Genomic DNA, 13,306 nt, shown 5'->3' on the forward strand with positions numbered 1-13,306 from the left:
TCAAGTTTTTATTAGATTTGTTTAAGACTTTATTAAAAAGTTTTCAAAAAACTCCGTCATGTCTTCCCCCCTATATACTGACGAACACTTGTTCAAGAGCACTTCTTCTTTGCCGAAGAAACATTATTACTCTATCGGCGAGGTGGCTGCCTTCTTAGGTGTGGAGCCATCTGTGATCCGTTACTGGGAATCGGAGTTTCCCTCATTGCAAATCAAACGAAACAGCAATGGTGACCGGCGTTTTACAGAGTCGGACATTAAAGACTTACAGCTTATTTACTACCTGCTCAAACATAAAGGGTTCACCATTGAGGGAGCCAATAAATATTTGAGCGAGCACAAGAACGAGCTAAAGAAAAAAGCAGAAGCCATCGAGTCGTTGAAGAAAGTAAAATCTTTCCTTCAAATGCTTCGCAATGAACTCCCCTAAACTGTACGAGGTAGCCCTTACCCTTATTCCGAAAATAGGCAGCATCTTAGGGCGGCAGCTGATACAAGCCTTCGGAAGCGCGGAAAAAGTATTTTCTACCCCACCGGGAAAACTAAGAAGTGTCCCGGGGATAGGGAAACGCATATCAGATGAGCTGCACCATAAAGAACAATGGCTACGCAAAGCACACAATATCATTGAGCAATGCCGGAAATTAGGCATTCAAATAACCACCATCACAAGCTTTGATTACCCTTATCGCCTAAAGGAAATACCGGATGCTCCTTTGGTATTGTATTACACAGGCAATCTTGAAATACTAAACCGGCCGGCCGTGGCAATAGTCGGCACCCGTAAACCATCCAGTTATGGATATTATTTTTTAGATAGTTTTTTTAACGATTTAAAACAATATTCTTTAATAACACTGAGTGGTCTTGCTTACGGAATAGACGTTTACGCACACCAAAAGTCCATAGATAGCGGAATTCCGACGGTAGCCGTTTTGGCAGGCGGTTTAAATCAAATATACCCTCCCGATCATATCAAAATAGCCAAAATAATTTTAAAAAATAGTGGCTTATTACTTACCGAGTCGCCACCTTATACACAAACACATCCGGCTTTATTCCCTGCCCGCAACCGGATCATCGCCGGGCTGTCGGATGTGGTAGTGGTAGTAGAAGCGCGAAAAAAAGGTGGTGCGCTCATTACTGCACGCTTAGCCAATGATTATAACCGGGAGGTCATGGCAGTACCCGGTTCTGTTTTTCACGACACCTCGCAAGGTTGCCATCTTTTGATAAAAACGCAGCAGGCGCACTTGCTTGAACAAGCCGAAGACTTGGTACGTCTTATGGGATGGGATTTGTCGCCTGCCTCTCATGAAGAAAAAAAATTACCCGTACTATCGCCCACCGAACTGCAAATCATCAAGCTGCTTTTGAAAGCGCCCGACTACCGTATGAGCACAGAAGCACTAAGCTTGCATAGTGAACAGCTCTTTCCCGAACTCTATGCATCCCTTTTACAATTGGAAGTCAAAGGTATTTTGCAGGCACAAGCCGGCAATTCTTATCAAATCATACATCAATGGTTGCCTGTTCTTAAACAGCATTTTACAGATTCTTAGCTTTATTTATTAAAATTGCACCTTCAATCAAAAGCTAAACCTTATGAAACGATTACTGGTATCCTTGCTCCTTTTCGCGACATTCAATGCTTATACGCAACACAAACCCCGCAAAGTAATTCTTATGATTGGTGATGGCATGGGACTCGCTCAAATATATGCGGGGATGACGGCCAAAGGTGGGCACCTTGCTCTGGAGCGCTGTAAAGTAATTGGCTTGTCCCGTACAAACTCATCCGACAACTATGTAACTGACTCGGCAGCCGGCGCCACGGCTTTGTCTATAGGGCAAAAGACATATAATGGCGCCATTGGTGTGGACAGTACCGGCAAGCCGGTAACAACCATTCTCGAAGAAGCCGAAGCCAAGGGGCTGGCAACCGGCTTGGTAGCCACCTCCAGCATCACCCACGCCACGCCCGCCTCCTTTATTGCGCATCAGAAATCGCGCAAAATGGAAGAAGAAATTGCGCTTGATTTTTTAAATACGCCTATCGATGTTTTCATAGGTGGCGGACAAAAATTTTTCATGAAGCGTAAAGACGGGCGCAACCTTATCGATTCGCTGAAAGCAAAAGGTTACTTTGTTGCTTTGTCTGTACAGGATTTGGACAAACATCGTGCTCCACAACCCCTGGCCGCTCTGTTAGCCGATAATGGATTGCCTCGATACAGCCAAGGGCGTGGCGAACTGCTAAAAAAAGCGGCTTTAAAAGCTATTGAAATACTCAACAATAATCCGGATGGCTTCTTTTTGATGATAGAAGGCTCGCAAATAGATTGGGGCGGCCACAACAATGATGCGCAGTATATCATCGAAGAAATGGTTGATTTTGACAACACAATTGAAGCCGTTCTCGATTTTGCCGAAAAAGACGGCAATACTTTGGTAATTATTACCGCAGACCATGAAACCGGTGGCTTTGCCTTGGTCGGCGGCTCATTGAAAGAAAAAAGTGTCGATGGGAAATTTATCACAACCCATCATACGGCAGTTCCCGTACCGGTTTTTGCCTTTGGTCCCGGCGCTGAGGAGTTTCAAGGTATTTATCACAATACCGAAATCTATCATAAGATAAAAAAACTGTTGCTTCAGCAGCACTAAGCACCTTTTGCTTTGTGTGGTAACATGAAGGAGATAGCCTTGGGCTTATCTCCTTTTTTGTTTCTTATTTGTTGCTTATCTTTTATAAAAAAGACATCATGGATGACTATTATAAAATACTGGGCGTATCACGCACTGCCACACGAGAAGAAATCAAATGGGCATACCGGAAATTGGCAAAGCAGTATCATCCGGATGTGAATCCCCATGGTACCGAGCATTTTAAAAAAATCAACGAAGCATATAGAGTTTTATCAAACCAAGAACTACGTTACCAATACGACCACTACCAAACATTTCTCTATACGCAGTGGACACACTTAATGGAGCAAGAGCGCAAGCGAAAAGAAGCTGTATGGCGCGTCTTCTTTGATGAAATACAAAAAGAAGAAGAAAAAAAATACAACCGGGGTTTCGAAATGGGGTCATTGGCCGCTTTTATAATCATCTTGAATCTCATCATCGCAGCCCCCTTTATTTATCTTATTGATAAACAAAGCAAACAAGAAAGATGGCGAGAGCTTCAAAACAGCTTTGCGGATGGCCGTTTATTTTTTATAAGTACATCCAATACTGTTCGTGTCCTCACACCTGATTTTCCTGATGGCTACCCTGTCAGCATCGATAGTTTTGATATTGCTGATATAGAAACCCTGTATAAAAACGATACCACATCCATAAAAAACAGCTTACCCAAAGAGTATAAGCTTATCATAAAGAATCCTCATAAATATCTCTATTTAGCTATTATTGCCTATGAAAAAGGACACTATACTTTGGCACAAGAAATCATGAACACTTACTTAAAGCAACAAAACTCCCCTCACGCTTGGCGCTATTACCCCAATCCGTGGTCACCTTTTGCTCGCGGGATGGACAGGCTTTACAAGTACTAAGCCTCTTCTTGGTCTATTTCCAATATCTCAATGGGGAGCTTCACTATCTGCTTTAAGTCTTCCCCCGTTTGCATCATATCTTCATCCTCTACGTCATAATACCATTTCACCTGTACTGCATGCCCTTTTTCATGTAAAAATTCGAGCTTCTTTAAAATTCCGAGGATGTACATAGAAGAGCTGGTATTAAAATAGTCCAGCTTAAAAGTAAGTTCTGTTTTCTCGGCCGGCGAATCGATATATTCATCCAACCACTGAAGCACCGGCTCATAGAACTTATAAGAGTTTTCCGGGATAGAACGTCCTATAATTTCAAGCTTTCCGTCGGCAGCGCGGAAACTCACTTTAGGTGTCTTATTTGTAGCTTCAAAGTATAAGTCTTCCATAAAACTATTGTTTTTTATACCTGTCCGTTAAATACAAATTGTATGGTAAAATACTTAAAATTATTGTTAAAATCATAAAAGTTATAATCAAAATTTCCATAACATCTTCGGGCCATATCTATCAAACCGATGCCTGCCCCATGGTGCTGGTTTTCATCTGCCTTTACACTTTTATGCTCAAGTATTTTTAATTGCTCCTCATGCAAGCTGTCCACCGCTTGCTTTTTAATGGTTTCCAATCGTGCTTTAAGGTTTTGTATGTGTGCTTCTTTTACCGGATTGGATACCAACAACCGGTAAACCGGCGCTTCTTGGCCCGTACTACTATGGTAAAATATGAAATAAGTATGTTGCTCCACTTCGTTTGCTTCCTCTTGAAGCCGTGCATTATAGTGAATTACATTTTGCAGACTTTCAATCATGACCGATATGATGCGCCTTCTTTGGACTTTACGCACCTCACACTGTATCAAGTTCAAATCCATGATTTTAATGAAATATTGAATCATTTCATTATTCAACTTGCCATGAAAACAGAGAATAATTTGCTCCATTTTCATGTCTGCCAAAAAAGGAAGTGTGGGTGTCTTAGGCATCACATACGAGTATTAAAGTCACGGACTGTCTTTGTCTTCTTTGAAGATACATAATTTTATCCTTATTACACAAGCTTTTCTACCATCCTGATGCCAAAATATCGGCAATGTGAGCCGTATCCACTGCTTTTTGATGCTTTTTGATGTAACCATCCAAGTGAAGCAAGCAAGAGAAGTCAGAAGAAATGATCAGTTCAGCCCCTTGCGCAAGGGCATCTTCTACCTTTTGCATAGCCATGCCGGCTGCGATGGCAGGAAACTTTGCAGAAAAAGTACCGCCAAATCCGCAACATTCATTCGGATGTGCCGGCTCATGCAACTCCAAGCCCTCTACGCCTGCAAGCAACTTACGGGGTGCATCGTAAATCATACACTCCCGCAAGGCGCTGCAGCTATCATGATAAACCGCCTTTGCTTTATAATAGGCGCCGGGAATCTTATCTACTTCCAAAACATCTACTATGAACTCACACAACTCAAATACTTTGTGCTCAATTGCAAACAAATGCTCTTTACTTAGAGCATCGCCTAACAAACGCTCATATTGATTGCGTACCATTCCCACACAAGAAGCAGACGGTGCTACAATATAATGCTGCTCACTTTCCAGAGCCTGCCGGAAGTCGCTTACAAACTTTTGAGCTACCTTGCAGGCCTCATCAAAAAAGCCGGCATTAAAAGCCGGTTGCCCGCAGCAAGTCTGATTGGGATTATAGGAAACGGAACACCCCAGCTTTTCCAGTATCTTAATCATGCTGAAACCAATTTCCGGGGCTATCTGATCCACAAAACAAGGAATAAATAAGTCTACACTTACCCGCATAATATTTAATGTTCAAAATATATTAGAATAAAATAGTTAAAAAATTTCTAATGAATAACGTTTGGCTTCTTCCAAAGCTTCCTCATTTAAAGGGGGAACGGGCGCTTTTATCTCGCGCAACGCAGCCAGCAATAACTCTGTATCCAAGTTACCTACCAATTCATCTTTTGCCATAGGGCAACCTCCGAAGCCGCGAAGCGCACCATCAAAACGGCGGCAGCCCGCCGCATAAGCAGCTTGTACTTTTTCTTTCACCTCCTCCCGCCGGGCATGCAAATGAACTCCCAAGGTCATACCGGGAAATAAACGCGAAGCCAATGAGTAAAGCGCTTCTATATCGTGTACAGAAGCACTCCCTATCGTATCTGCCAGCGACACGATACCTATCTGCATCCCTTGTAGCTTTTCAATCAGCCGGCATACAAGCTCAGGACTATAAGGATCGCCATAAGGGTTACCAAAGCCCATGGATATGTAAACGACCAGCTCCTTCCCTTTCTCTATGCATAGCTGCTGAATACGTTCTACAACCAACAAAGCATCTTCTATAGATTTGTTGGTATTGCGCTGTTGAAAGGTTTCAGATACCGACAAAGGGAAGCCCAGGTACCGGATTTGCTTGTATTGGCAAGCCTCGACCGCCCCCCTCTCATTTGCCACGATAGCCAGCAGCTTGGTTGCCGTACTGCTGTGTAGCTGCTTGACGACCTCATGCGTATCCCGCATTTGGGGAATGGCTTTTGGCGACACAAAACTGCCAAAATCCAGCGTATGAAACCCCACTTTCAATAACAGATTTAAATAGTGGACTTTTTTTTCTGTAGGGATAAAAGTTTGTATCCCCTGCATGGCATCGCGTGGGCATTCTACAATCTGCAGCATATGCTTTTGTTTTTGTGCAATATTAAGAAATCTGTGCGGTTTGTTTGTTTGTTTTTGTTGTTTTTTGACATTGAAAGTCAAAGTTGTTTAAAATAAAAAAATTGACAAGACAACAAAAAAAGCGTATAATTGCACAAGCTTTCACTTCTAAAACCAAATTTCACAACTATGGGAAAAGGCGATAGAAGAACCAAAAGAGGTAAACTCTGGCGTGGAACTTATGGCGTAAGCCGTCCTCGCAAAAACAAACAGAAGAAAAACGCCTCTGAAAAGAAAGCTGAATAAGCCGGAAGTTTATTCTTCCGGCTTTGTTTTTTCTTCTGCCTCCTCTTCGCTTGCCACCACCTTTACAGCCTCCTCCCCCCTGTTTTCCTGTTGCGCAAGACAGTTTTCACACAAACGCTCTTCATCAAAATAGGTATCTTCCCCCATTAAAAGCTTACCACAACGCTCACATCGATTTTCAAAACGGTCAACTCTAAAGTGAATACCACACATAATCAAAGTTTTTTTATTTTATTTCTTTTGTTAAAAAACGCCATTCAAGCACAAATCATTCTATGATTAGCCCTATAGACGCTCAATATTTTTACAACAGCTGCCACGAAGGCATACAGAGCACCCATTCTGCTTTGCAAAAACTATGGCATTGCAAAACCATCAATGAAGAGCTGGCAGTAACCATTTGCCGGAACATCGAGAAACAACGCTTCTTTTATCACTTCTACGACCGCCTCAACTTTATTCTCGAAGCCTGTCAATTGCCTGCCCACTGGCATGAGTACTTCAATCGCCTGAAATATCTTTTTCTTAAAGCCGAAAGCGGACAAAGCATCCACGAAAACGACTGGAAGGATGCACTGCTTATCGTCACGCAACTCATAGAACATTGTTCCAACACGCCCCCGCCTTCTGTGCTTCAAGACCTGCTGGCGGGACATACACTTTCTACCCGCCTTCCCGGTGCACAAGTCCAGCATTTAAACAAACTACGTTTGTTGCTTAACAAACGCCCCGAAATTCACAACAACACCTTTTGTAAGCTGGAAGGTATTAGCCCTGAAGCCGGCGAAATCAGCATTTTGGTAAAAGATATCCCCTACTCTTCGCCCGACGGAAGCCGGCACTATACATTCAAGCTCACCGAAACGGTCAAGTACCTGCAAGCCAACCAAGTGGTACACTTAACGAACCTCATACACACACCCACGGGCTGGCAAACTACCGACGAAACTTTACTAATAGTAGATCCCGACTACCTCATCGATGTTTCTTCCATTGTGCAGTGCTACTACCGCCATCGCCCGCTGCCATTACTTGCGCTTATAAGCCGTTTTCTCACACAAGAAGCTTCTTTTTCCGCATTCTTGGGCAACCTGACCAACGAGCTCTTCGACCTGATGATAAGCAAACCGGAAATCGACGAAAAAACTGCCATACGTCAGGTCATTGACAGCAAGCAAACCGAACGCATCCTTTTGCAAATGCAAACACAGGAAAAAATAACGGAAGAATGGATAAGCTTTGAACTTCAAAGATATTTTAAAAATATAAAATCAATATTACCCCACTACACCTCCGGGCAGTGGCACACCCTCACGGAACCGCACTTTTATGCCCCTTTCTATGGCCTGCAGGGACGCATAGACCTCCTGCTTATTGACCGGACGCACACACACCACCAAAACATCGTAGAGCTGAAAAGCGGCAAGCCTCCTGCCTATCATATCTGGGACAACCACCTGCTGCAGGTATCGGCCTATAATTTGTTGCTCGAAGATGCCACCCCCCAACGAAGAGGGAACAGCGCCGTCTTCTATGCACGAATGGCACAAGATGGCCTCCGCGACTGTGGCAACCTGCTTTACGAGAAGCAACTGTTGCTGCAAATACGCAATCACATTGTTTTCTATGAGCGACTTTTGTGCAGGATGACTGCCACCACCATGACCCGCATCTTGAAACAGCTCAACGAAAACACTCTGCCGCCCTTCTTACAAAGCCCGGTGCGCGCCTTTGCACATGCGTGGCAAGAAGCTTCCGAACTGGACCGGGCCTATGTGGCAGCTCATAGTGCTTTCCTCGGACGAGAACTGCGTACCGCAAAAATGGGCAGCTATGCGTCCAATCGCACACACAAAGGCTTTGCTGCTTTATGGCGCGAGCCTGCCGAATCCAAGGCAGAAGACTTTGGTCTTGCCACGCACCTTACCGTAAGCCAATGGGATTTGGCCTCCTCGCGTCTGTACCTGAAACGCCCTGCCGGCAACCATACCACCGTCGCTTTCCGTGAAGGCGATATCGTTTTGCTTTACCCGGAACAATACAAAAACAACCCCACCGGACACCCTATTCTGCGGGGAATGCTCGACCAAGTCGATGGTGAGCACTTTATTGTCAAATTGCGCAACCGCTTTGTTGACCCGGCTATTTTCAAACAACACCGCTCGTGGTGCATGGAAAACGACTGGATAGAAACCACTTTTACTCCTCTTTTTCAATCTCTTGGCACTTTTTTAAAAGCCGATGCCCGCAAAAAAGCCTTGATTTATGGGCAGGAACGCCCCCGTTTTGGTCCCCTGCCGCATTTAAATGAGCGCTTCGACGGACTCACGCCCACACAAAAGAAAGAACTGCAACGGGCACTGTCTGCGCAAGACTATTACCTGTTACAAGGACCGCCGGGCACGGGAAAGACTTCGGCCCTGCTGCGCAAGATGGCCGAGTATCTCTATCATCATACACAAGAAAACATAGCCCTCATAGCCTTTACCAACCGGGCTACCGATGAAATCGCACTAAAACTACACCAAGCCCACATTCCTTTTGTGCGCTTGGGCATGGGCTCCGGCGAACAAGAGCTGCTCCCCTACCGCTTGCAACAAAAAGAAGAAGATGCCCGGGCTTTGCAATCACGCCTGCGCCAATGCCGTGTATGGGTTTCTACTGTCAGCTCTTTTTCGCGCTACCTACCCCTTTGCGGCAATATAGACACTTTAATTGTAGATGAAGCCTCTCAACTCTTGGAAACTCATTTATGTGGACTGCTGGCGCAATGCAAGCGATTCATTCTCATAGGTGATGAACGGCAATTGCCGGCTGTTGTCATGCAGGATGTAGAAGGCAATAAAAACTTTGAAAACCAAAGTAGTTTATATGAAGATGTAAATTTACTAAAAACGCACGGACTCTATCCTTTACATTTGTCGCTTTTTGAACGCCTGCTTTATCATGCTCAAAATAAAGGCTGGACGGAAGCCTACGGCATGCTGAAAGAGCATTTTCGTTGTCATGAAGACATCATGCAGGCTTTCAATGCGTTGTTTTATAAAGAACTGCGTGCAGCCACTGAGCACCAAAAAGCCCCTTTGCCTGCCACCGGGCACCCTGTCTTCGATGCCGGGCGTCTCGTGTTTATTACCACCCGCCCCGAAGAGCAGTTGAAAGTCCATGAGCAGGAAGCAGACTTGGTCGTCCGGCTTATTGAAGACTACCTGCGCCTTCATCCGGATTGTCCGGCAGAAGCGATTGGTGTCATTGCACCCTTCCGTGCACAAATAGCGCATATCAAGAGCAAGCTGCCCCGGGAACTGGCTGCCCGCATAACCATTGACACCGTAGAGCGCTTCCAAGGAAGCGAGCGACGTTTAATTATCATGAGTGCAGCCGTAAACCACCCGCGCCATCTACAGGCCATTGAAGCCCCGGATATTCACGGCACCGTGGACAGGAAACTCAACGTGGCTATCAGCAGGGCACAAGAGCAGTTTGTTTTGCTGGGCGTGGCAGAGGTCCTTGGTCAATCCGTCTTTTACAAACAACTTATTGAAAACTTTTGTCAACGCATTCCTGCTGAAACACTGTCGCTGTCAAATACCAAAAAGGCGTAACCGCCCTCCTTCCATTCATACAAAAAAAGACGGGCACCGGGCACCCGTCTTTTTCACTTCGATTTCACAATGCAAGGCTATTCTACAACCAAACGCATGGTTTCAAGACGCTCATTCGTTTGTATTTGTAGAAAGTAAACGCCCCGTGGCAGTGTCAGTGCAAGCACTTGATGCTTGCCTTGCATGCTGCCGTACCACACTTCTTGCCCCAATTGGTTCAACACACGCAAGCGCGCCTGCTGCGCTTGTGGCAAAGTTACCGTAAAGATCCCCTTGCCGGGGTTAGGATACACCTGCACCGTTTCCTGCTGTTGAGGGGCAGTTCCCGTTACAAACTCAGATACGCTTACCTCCTGCACGGCTGTATAATCCGACTGTATCTGCTTCGTGTCGTTGTAAGCATACACACGGTAGTAGTAGGTCTTACCCAACAGGACCGTTTCGTCGGTATATGACAGTTCATCTAAAGCCGTAGCGCCTACCATCGTAAATGTTTGTCCGTCTTCGGAACGTTCCACACGGAAACCTTCTGCACCATTGTCGTTGGGGTAGGTCCAACTGACAACCACCCGGGGTACCCCCCCGCTTAATACCGATAAATCTTGTGGTGCATTCAATGGCACTTCTATGGTTATAGGAACCGTCTTGCTGTCACTATAATTACCATTGCTCACCGTCAGCTTCACCTGCACGGTGTGCAAACCGGCCGTGGTACTCTGCACTTCATAAGTAATCGTATGAGGACCTGCCGTATTAGCTGTATCGTAAGGGTTTATCCCTACATTTTGTTTTGAAGTAGCATTGAAATCCCAGCTCCAACTATTGATGGCAGGCTGGCCGGCTTCTACTCTCGAAGCATCGGAAATGGTCACTGTAAAAGGACTCTTCCCACGCGAAGCACTCAAGCTAATGTCAGCATTCACTTGTGCATCATAGAGTTTCACGGCATCCAAATAAAGTGCATTACCATACCCCCCCTTGTTACGAATGGCAAGACGCAAGTCGCTCTGCCCCACATAAGCCGACAGATCAACGATTTCTTCACGCCACTGACCGGCGGTAGGTGTAAACAGCAAGGTGGTAGCCGGCGCAGTAGCCAAGCTTGTTCCTTCCTTAGTATAAAGGACCGTTTCAGTAGCCCCACAATCGCTCAACAGTACCACTTCTAAGCCATCATAAAAATTAGAGCTATAAGGCGCATAGGCCACATAAAAACGCAACTGGGGCTTGCTTGCACCCGACAAACTAAAATAAGGTAAAACCAGCTCTACTTTTTTCCCACTGAAGTCAGCATCAAAATTGTTCACCCACAACGCCTGACTCCCTTCATAAGCCGTAGAAGTAAAGGCCCAGCCACCATCAGGCGAGTTGCTCGACACCTGCCATACTTCGGTAGTGCCATTGCCGGCTGTAAGTGTGCCGCTTTCGAAATTGTCAACGATAGGTAAAGCCTGAGGCGCCGACGGTACCACAACCGTAATATTTCTTTTAAATGAAGCGGTTTTGCTGCCATTGTCAACCACCAACTCCACTTCATAGGTATAAGAGCCGGGGCCCAAAGCAGTAGGGTCAAAAGTGATGGTGTGCGGTCCGGCGCCGGTTGCGCTACTTGCAGGCGAAAGTGTGCCACCAACACCGGTGAGGTCGAAATTCCAAGTCCAAGAAGAAATAGGCGGTTCACCACTATCCACCCCGGACTGATCGGTAAAAACAACAGTCAAAGGCGCACAGCCACTTTGTTTATCTACCTGAAAGCTGGCATAAATAGGCAGCGGGTCGGCAGCCGGCGAACTCAACAGCTCTTTTCGGCGTGGTGAGTTTTGCAATACCGTCTCCACACGGCTCATCTGCCCCTGGGTGAAGAGGTTCATACATACGTCATTGGAATAGTCCATGTAGTTTTGAAACATATCGGGCAAATCATTAGCCCCTTCGTTGCAGGAGTTACGCCCCGGATAAGTACAAGGCGATGAAGTTGCGTTATCGCCGTCTGCAAGCGGCGTATCACTTACAAAGTCATCTTTCGAACAATCACCATCGCCCCAAATGTGGCGCAAGCCCAAGAAATGACCTACCTCATGCGTGGTGGTACGTCCCCGGTCGTAGGCACTCAACAAATCATAAGCGGGATTTACGGGGTTTCCCGCAGCATCGTAATTCGAGCCGAAGGCTTTATGCCAAATCACCACGCCATCGGTGCTTGCCGATTCACCACTCGAGGGCAGACCGTCGAGTGTGCTTTCAGGAAACTGTGCATACCCCAACAAGCCACCGGCGAGGTCGAGTACCCAAATATTCAAATACAAATTAGGGTCCCAAATGGTAGCCGGCTTAATGACAGACTCCACATAAGAGTCGCTAAAAGGCGGAGTGCTCCACCCCATCGCGTTGCGGTCCACACGATGCACGCCCGGCTCGGCAAGGGGCAAGCCGTCGGGGTCACGGGTAGCCAACTTAAACTCTATACTAATACTGCCCGCTACCGGCTGAAAGTCGGCAGGTGTATTTACTGCATCGGCATTGGTGCGGTTAAAGTCTTCGTTAAGCACCCGTATTTGAGATTCTATTTGGGCATAAGGCAGGTTGGTGCCACTTCCTATATTTTCGCCATTATGAATAACATGCACTACTACCGGAATGGTATAAGTTGCTTTTTTGTAAACGCCCTTTTTCTTGGCTTCCTCCAAGCTGCGCAGGCGGGGCGCCAGCCACTGTTCAAATGCCTCATCGGAAGGAAACGAAGGATAACGCGCACGCAGCTGTTGCATGTACTCTACGGTAGCACAGCGCTTCAAAGCAGCTTCTCTTGACTTCGGTGTCTTTTGCGCGTAGCTGCCATGCCACAAAAGCCCTAACAACACAAGGAAAATCCAAGTTTTTTGAAACTTCATGGTATTTTGTATTTGAAACACAACAAAATCTTTCAAAGATACGCATTTTTTCAAAAAAATACGCTTTAAAAAGCATCAAATACCTTAATCAATACTACCAATATGGCTCTCATGATTATTTGATGCATCGCGCAGCATATCATGGCAAAAAACAAGCTTTTGAGCCCTTTTCCATCCTCTGTCACCGCAAAGCCTCTATCCTGTCATCTCTCCTTTCCCTGCCACTTCGAGGGTAAACGGGAAATCGCTCTTGCGCTGCTTGCTTTGATGAAATG

11 protein-coding genes and 1 pseudogene are annotated in these 13,306 nt (G+C 45.8%); 6 read left to right on the forward strand and 6 right to left on the reverse strand.

Features of this window, described 5'->3' with window-relative positions; translation table 11 throughout:
* Positions 1-58: 58 nt before the first annotated feature.
* The 4 genes from QVE43_RS01915 to QVE43_RS01930 all read left to right on the forward strand — a co-directional run bounded on the left by QVE43_RS01915 (position 59) and on the right by QVE43_RS01930 (position 3,563).
* Positions 59-430, forward strand: a complete 372-nt coding sequence (locus QVE43_RS01915) for a MerR family transcriptional regulator (RefSeq protein ID WP_051633117.1) — start codon at positions 59-61, stop codon at positions 428-430.
* Positions 417-1,562 (forward strand): DNA-processing protein DprA, encoded by a 1,146-nt coding sequence (dprA, locus tag QVE43_RS01920; RefSeq protein ID WP_288004038.1) that lies wholly within the window; start codon positions 417-419, stop codon positions 1,560-1,562. The genes QVE43_RS01915 and dprA overlap by 14 nt, the downstream gene beginning before the upstream one ends.
* 43 nt (positions 1,563-1,605) lie before the next feature.
* Positions 1,606-2,667 carry an alkaline phosphatase gene (locus QVE43_RS01925; RefSeq protein WP_288004039.1) on the forward strand — a complete coding sequence of 354 codons (1,062 nt, stop codon included), beginning with the start codon at positions 1,606-1,608 and terminating at the stop codon, positions 2,665-2,667.
* 98 nt (positions 2,668-2,765) lie between these two features.
* On the forward strand, positions 2,766-3,563 hold the full coding sequence (locus QVE43_RS01930) for a DnaJ domain-containing protein (RefSeq protein WP_288004040.1): 798 nt from the start codon (positions 2,766-2,768) through the stop codon (positions 3,561-3,563).
* Here QVE43_RS01930 and QVE43_RS01935 read toward each other — a convergent pair.
* From QVE43_RS01935 to QVE43_RS01950, 4 genes are all read right to left on the reverse strand, one after another.
* A complete protein-coding gene (locus QVE43_RS01935; RefSeq protein ID WP_038029838.1) occupies positions 3,560-3,949 on the reverse strand; it encodes a DUF1987 domain-containing protein in 390 nt (129 codons plus the stop codon). The genes QVE43_RS01930 and QVE43_RS01935 overlap by 4 nt on opposite strands.
* Before the next feature lie 14 nt (positions 3,950-3,963).
* The gene (locus QVE43_RS01940; protein WP_288004041.1) at positions 3,964-4,545 is read right to left on the reverse strand and encodes a SiaB family protein kinase; all 582 of its coding nucleotides are present in this window, start codon (positions 4,543-4,545) and stop codon (positions 3,964-3,966) included.
* A gap of 79 nt (positions 4,546-4,624) precedes the next feature.
* Positions 4,625-5,368, reverse strand: coding sequence for a (Fe-S)-binding protein (locus QVE43_RS01945; protein WP_288004042.1), 744 nt, complete (start codon positions 5,366-5,368; stop codon positions 4,625-4,627).
* A gap of 36 nt (positions 5,369-5,404) precedes the next feature.
* Positions 5,405-6,250: a hydroxymethylglutaryl-CoA lyase gene (locus QVE43_RS01950; protein WP_288004043.1), complete on the reverse strand. Its 846-nt coding sequence runs from the start codon at positions 6,248-6,250 to the stop codon at positions 5,405-5,407.
* A 168-nt stretch (positions 6,251-6,418) separates the two neighbouring features.
* Here QVE43_RS01950 and QVE43_RS01955 point away from each other — a divergent pair.
* Positions 6,419-6,499: pseudogene (locus tag QVE43_RS01955) on the forward strand (30S ribosomal protein THX); the annotation flags it as partial.
* Between the two features lie 45 nt (positions 6,500-6,544).
* Here QVE43_RS01955 and QVE43_RS01960 read toward each other — a convergent pair.
* A complete protein-coding gene (locus QVE43_RS01960) occupies positions 6,545-6,748 on the reverse strand; it encodes a hypothetical protein (protein WP_288004044.1) in 204 nt (67 codons plus the stop codon).
* Positions 6,749-6,810: 62 nt separating this feature from the next.
* Between QVE43_RS01960 and QVE43_RS01965 the strand changes: the two genes are divergently transcribed.
* Positions 6,811-10,140, forward strand: coding sequence for an AAA domain-containing protein (locus QVE43_RS01965; protein WP_288004045.1), 3,330 nt, complete (start codon positions 6,811-6,813; stop codon positions 10,138-10,140).
* Between the two features lie 77 nt (positions 10,141-10,217).
* On the opposite strand, the gene QVE43_RS01970 is transcribed toward QVE43_RS01965, so the two are convergent.
* Entirely contained in the window at positions 10,218-13,031 is a 2,814-nt protein-coding gene (locus QVE43_RS01970) for a M43 family zinc metalloprotease (protein WP_288004046.1), read from the reverse strand.
* Positions 13,032-13,306: the final 275 nt, after the last annotated feature.

It is taken from the genome of Thermonema sp. (assembly GCF_026003375.1).
GTDB classification, from domain to species: domain Bacteria; phylum Bacteroidota; class Bacteroidia; order Cytophagales; family Thermonemataceae; genus Thermonema; species Thermonema rossianum.

Coding starts and splice junctions, on each gene's coding strand:
- dprA (WP_288004038.1), top strand. CDS start 417: ATGAACTCCCCTAAACTGTACGAGGTAGCCCTTACCCTTATTCCGAAA.
- QVE43_RS01915 (WP_051633117.1), top strand. CDS start 59: ATGTCTTCCCCCCTATATACTGACGAACACTTGTTCAAGAGCACTTCT.
- QVE43_RS01950 (WP_288004043.1), bottom strand. CDS start 6,250: ATGCTGCAGATTGTAGAATGCCCACGCGATGCCATGCAGGGGATACAA.
- QVE43_RS01925 (WP_288004039.1), top strand. CDS start 1,606: ATGAAACGATTACTGGTATCCTTGCTCCTTTTCGCGACATTCAATGCT.
- QVE43_RS01945 (WP_288004042.1), bottom strand. CDS start 5,368: ATGCGGGTAAGTGTAGACTTATTTATTCCTTGTTTTGTGGATCAGATA.
- QVE43_RS01965 (WP_288004045.1), top strand. CDS start 6,811: ATGATTAGCCCTATAGACGCTCAATATTTTTACAACAGCTGCCACGAA.
- QVE43_RS01940 (WP_288004041.1), bottom strand. CDS start 4,545: ATGCCTAAGACACCCACACTTCCTTTTTTGGCAGACATGAAAATGGAG.
- QVE43_RS01960 (WP_288004044.1), bottom strand. CDS start 6,748: ATGTGTGGTATTCACTTTAGAGTTGACCGTTTTGAAAATCGATGTGAG.
- QVE43_RS01930 (WP_288004040.1), top strand. CDS start 2,766: ATGGATGACTATTATAAAATACTGGGCGTATCACGCACTGCCACACGA.
- QVE43_RS01970 (WP_288004046.1), bottom strand. CDS start 13,031: ATGAAGTTTCAAAAAACTTGGATTTTCCTTGTGTTGTTAGGGCTTTTG.
- QVE43_RS01935 (WP_038029838.1), bottom strand. CDS start 3,949: ATGGAAGACTTATACTTTGAAGCTACAAATAAGACACCTAAAGTGAGT.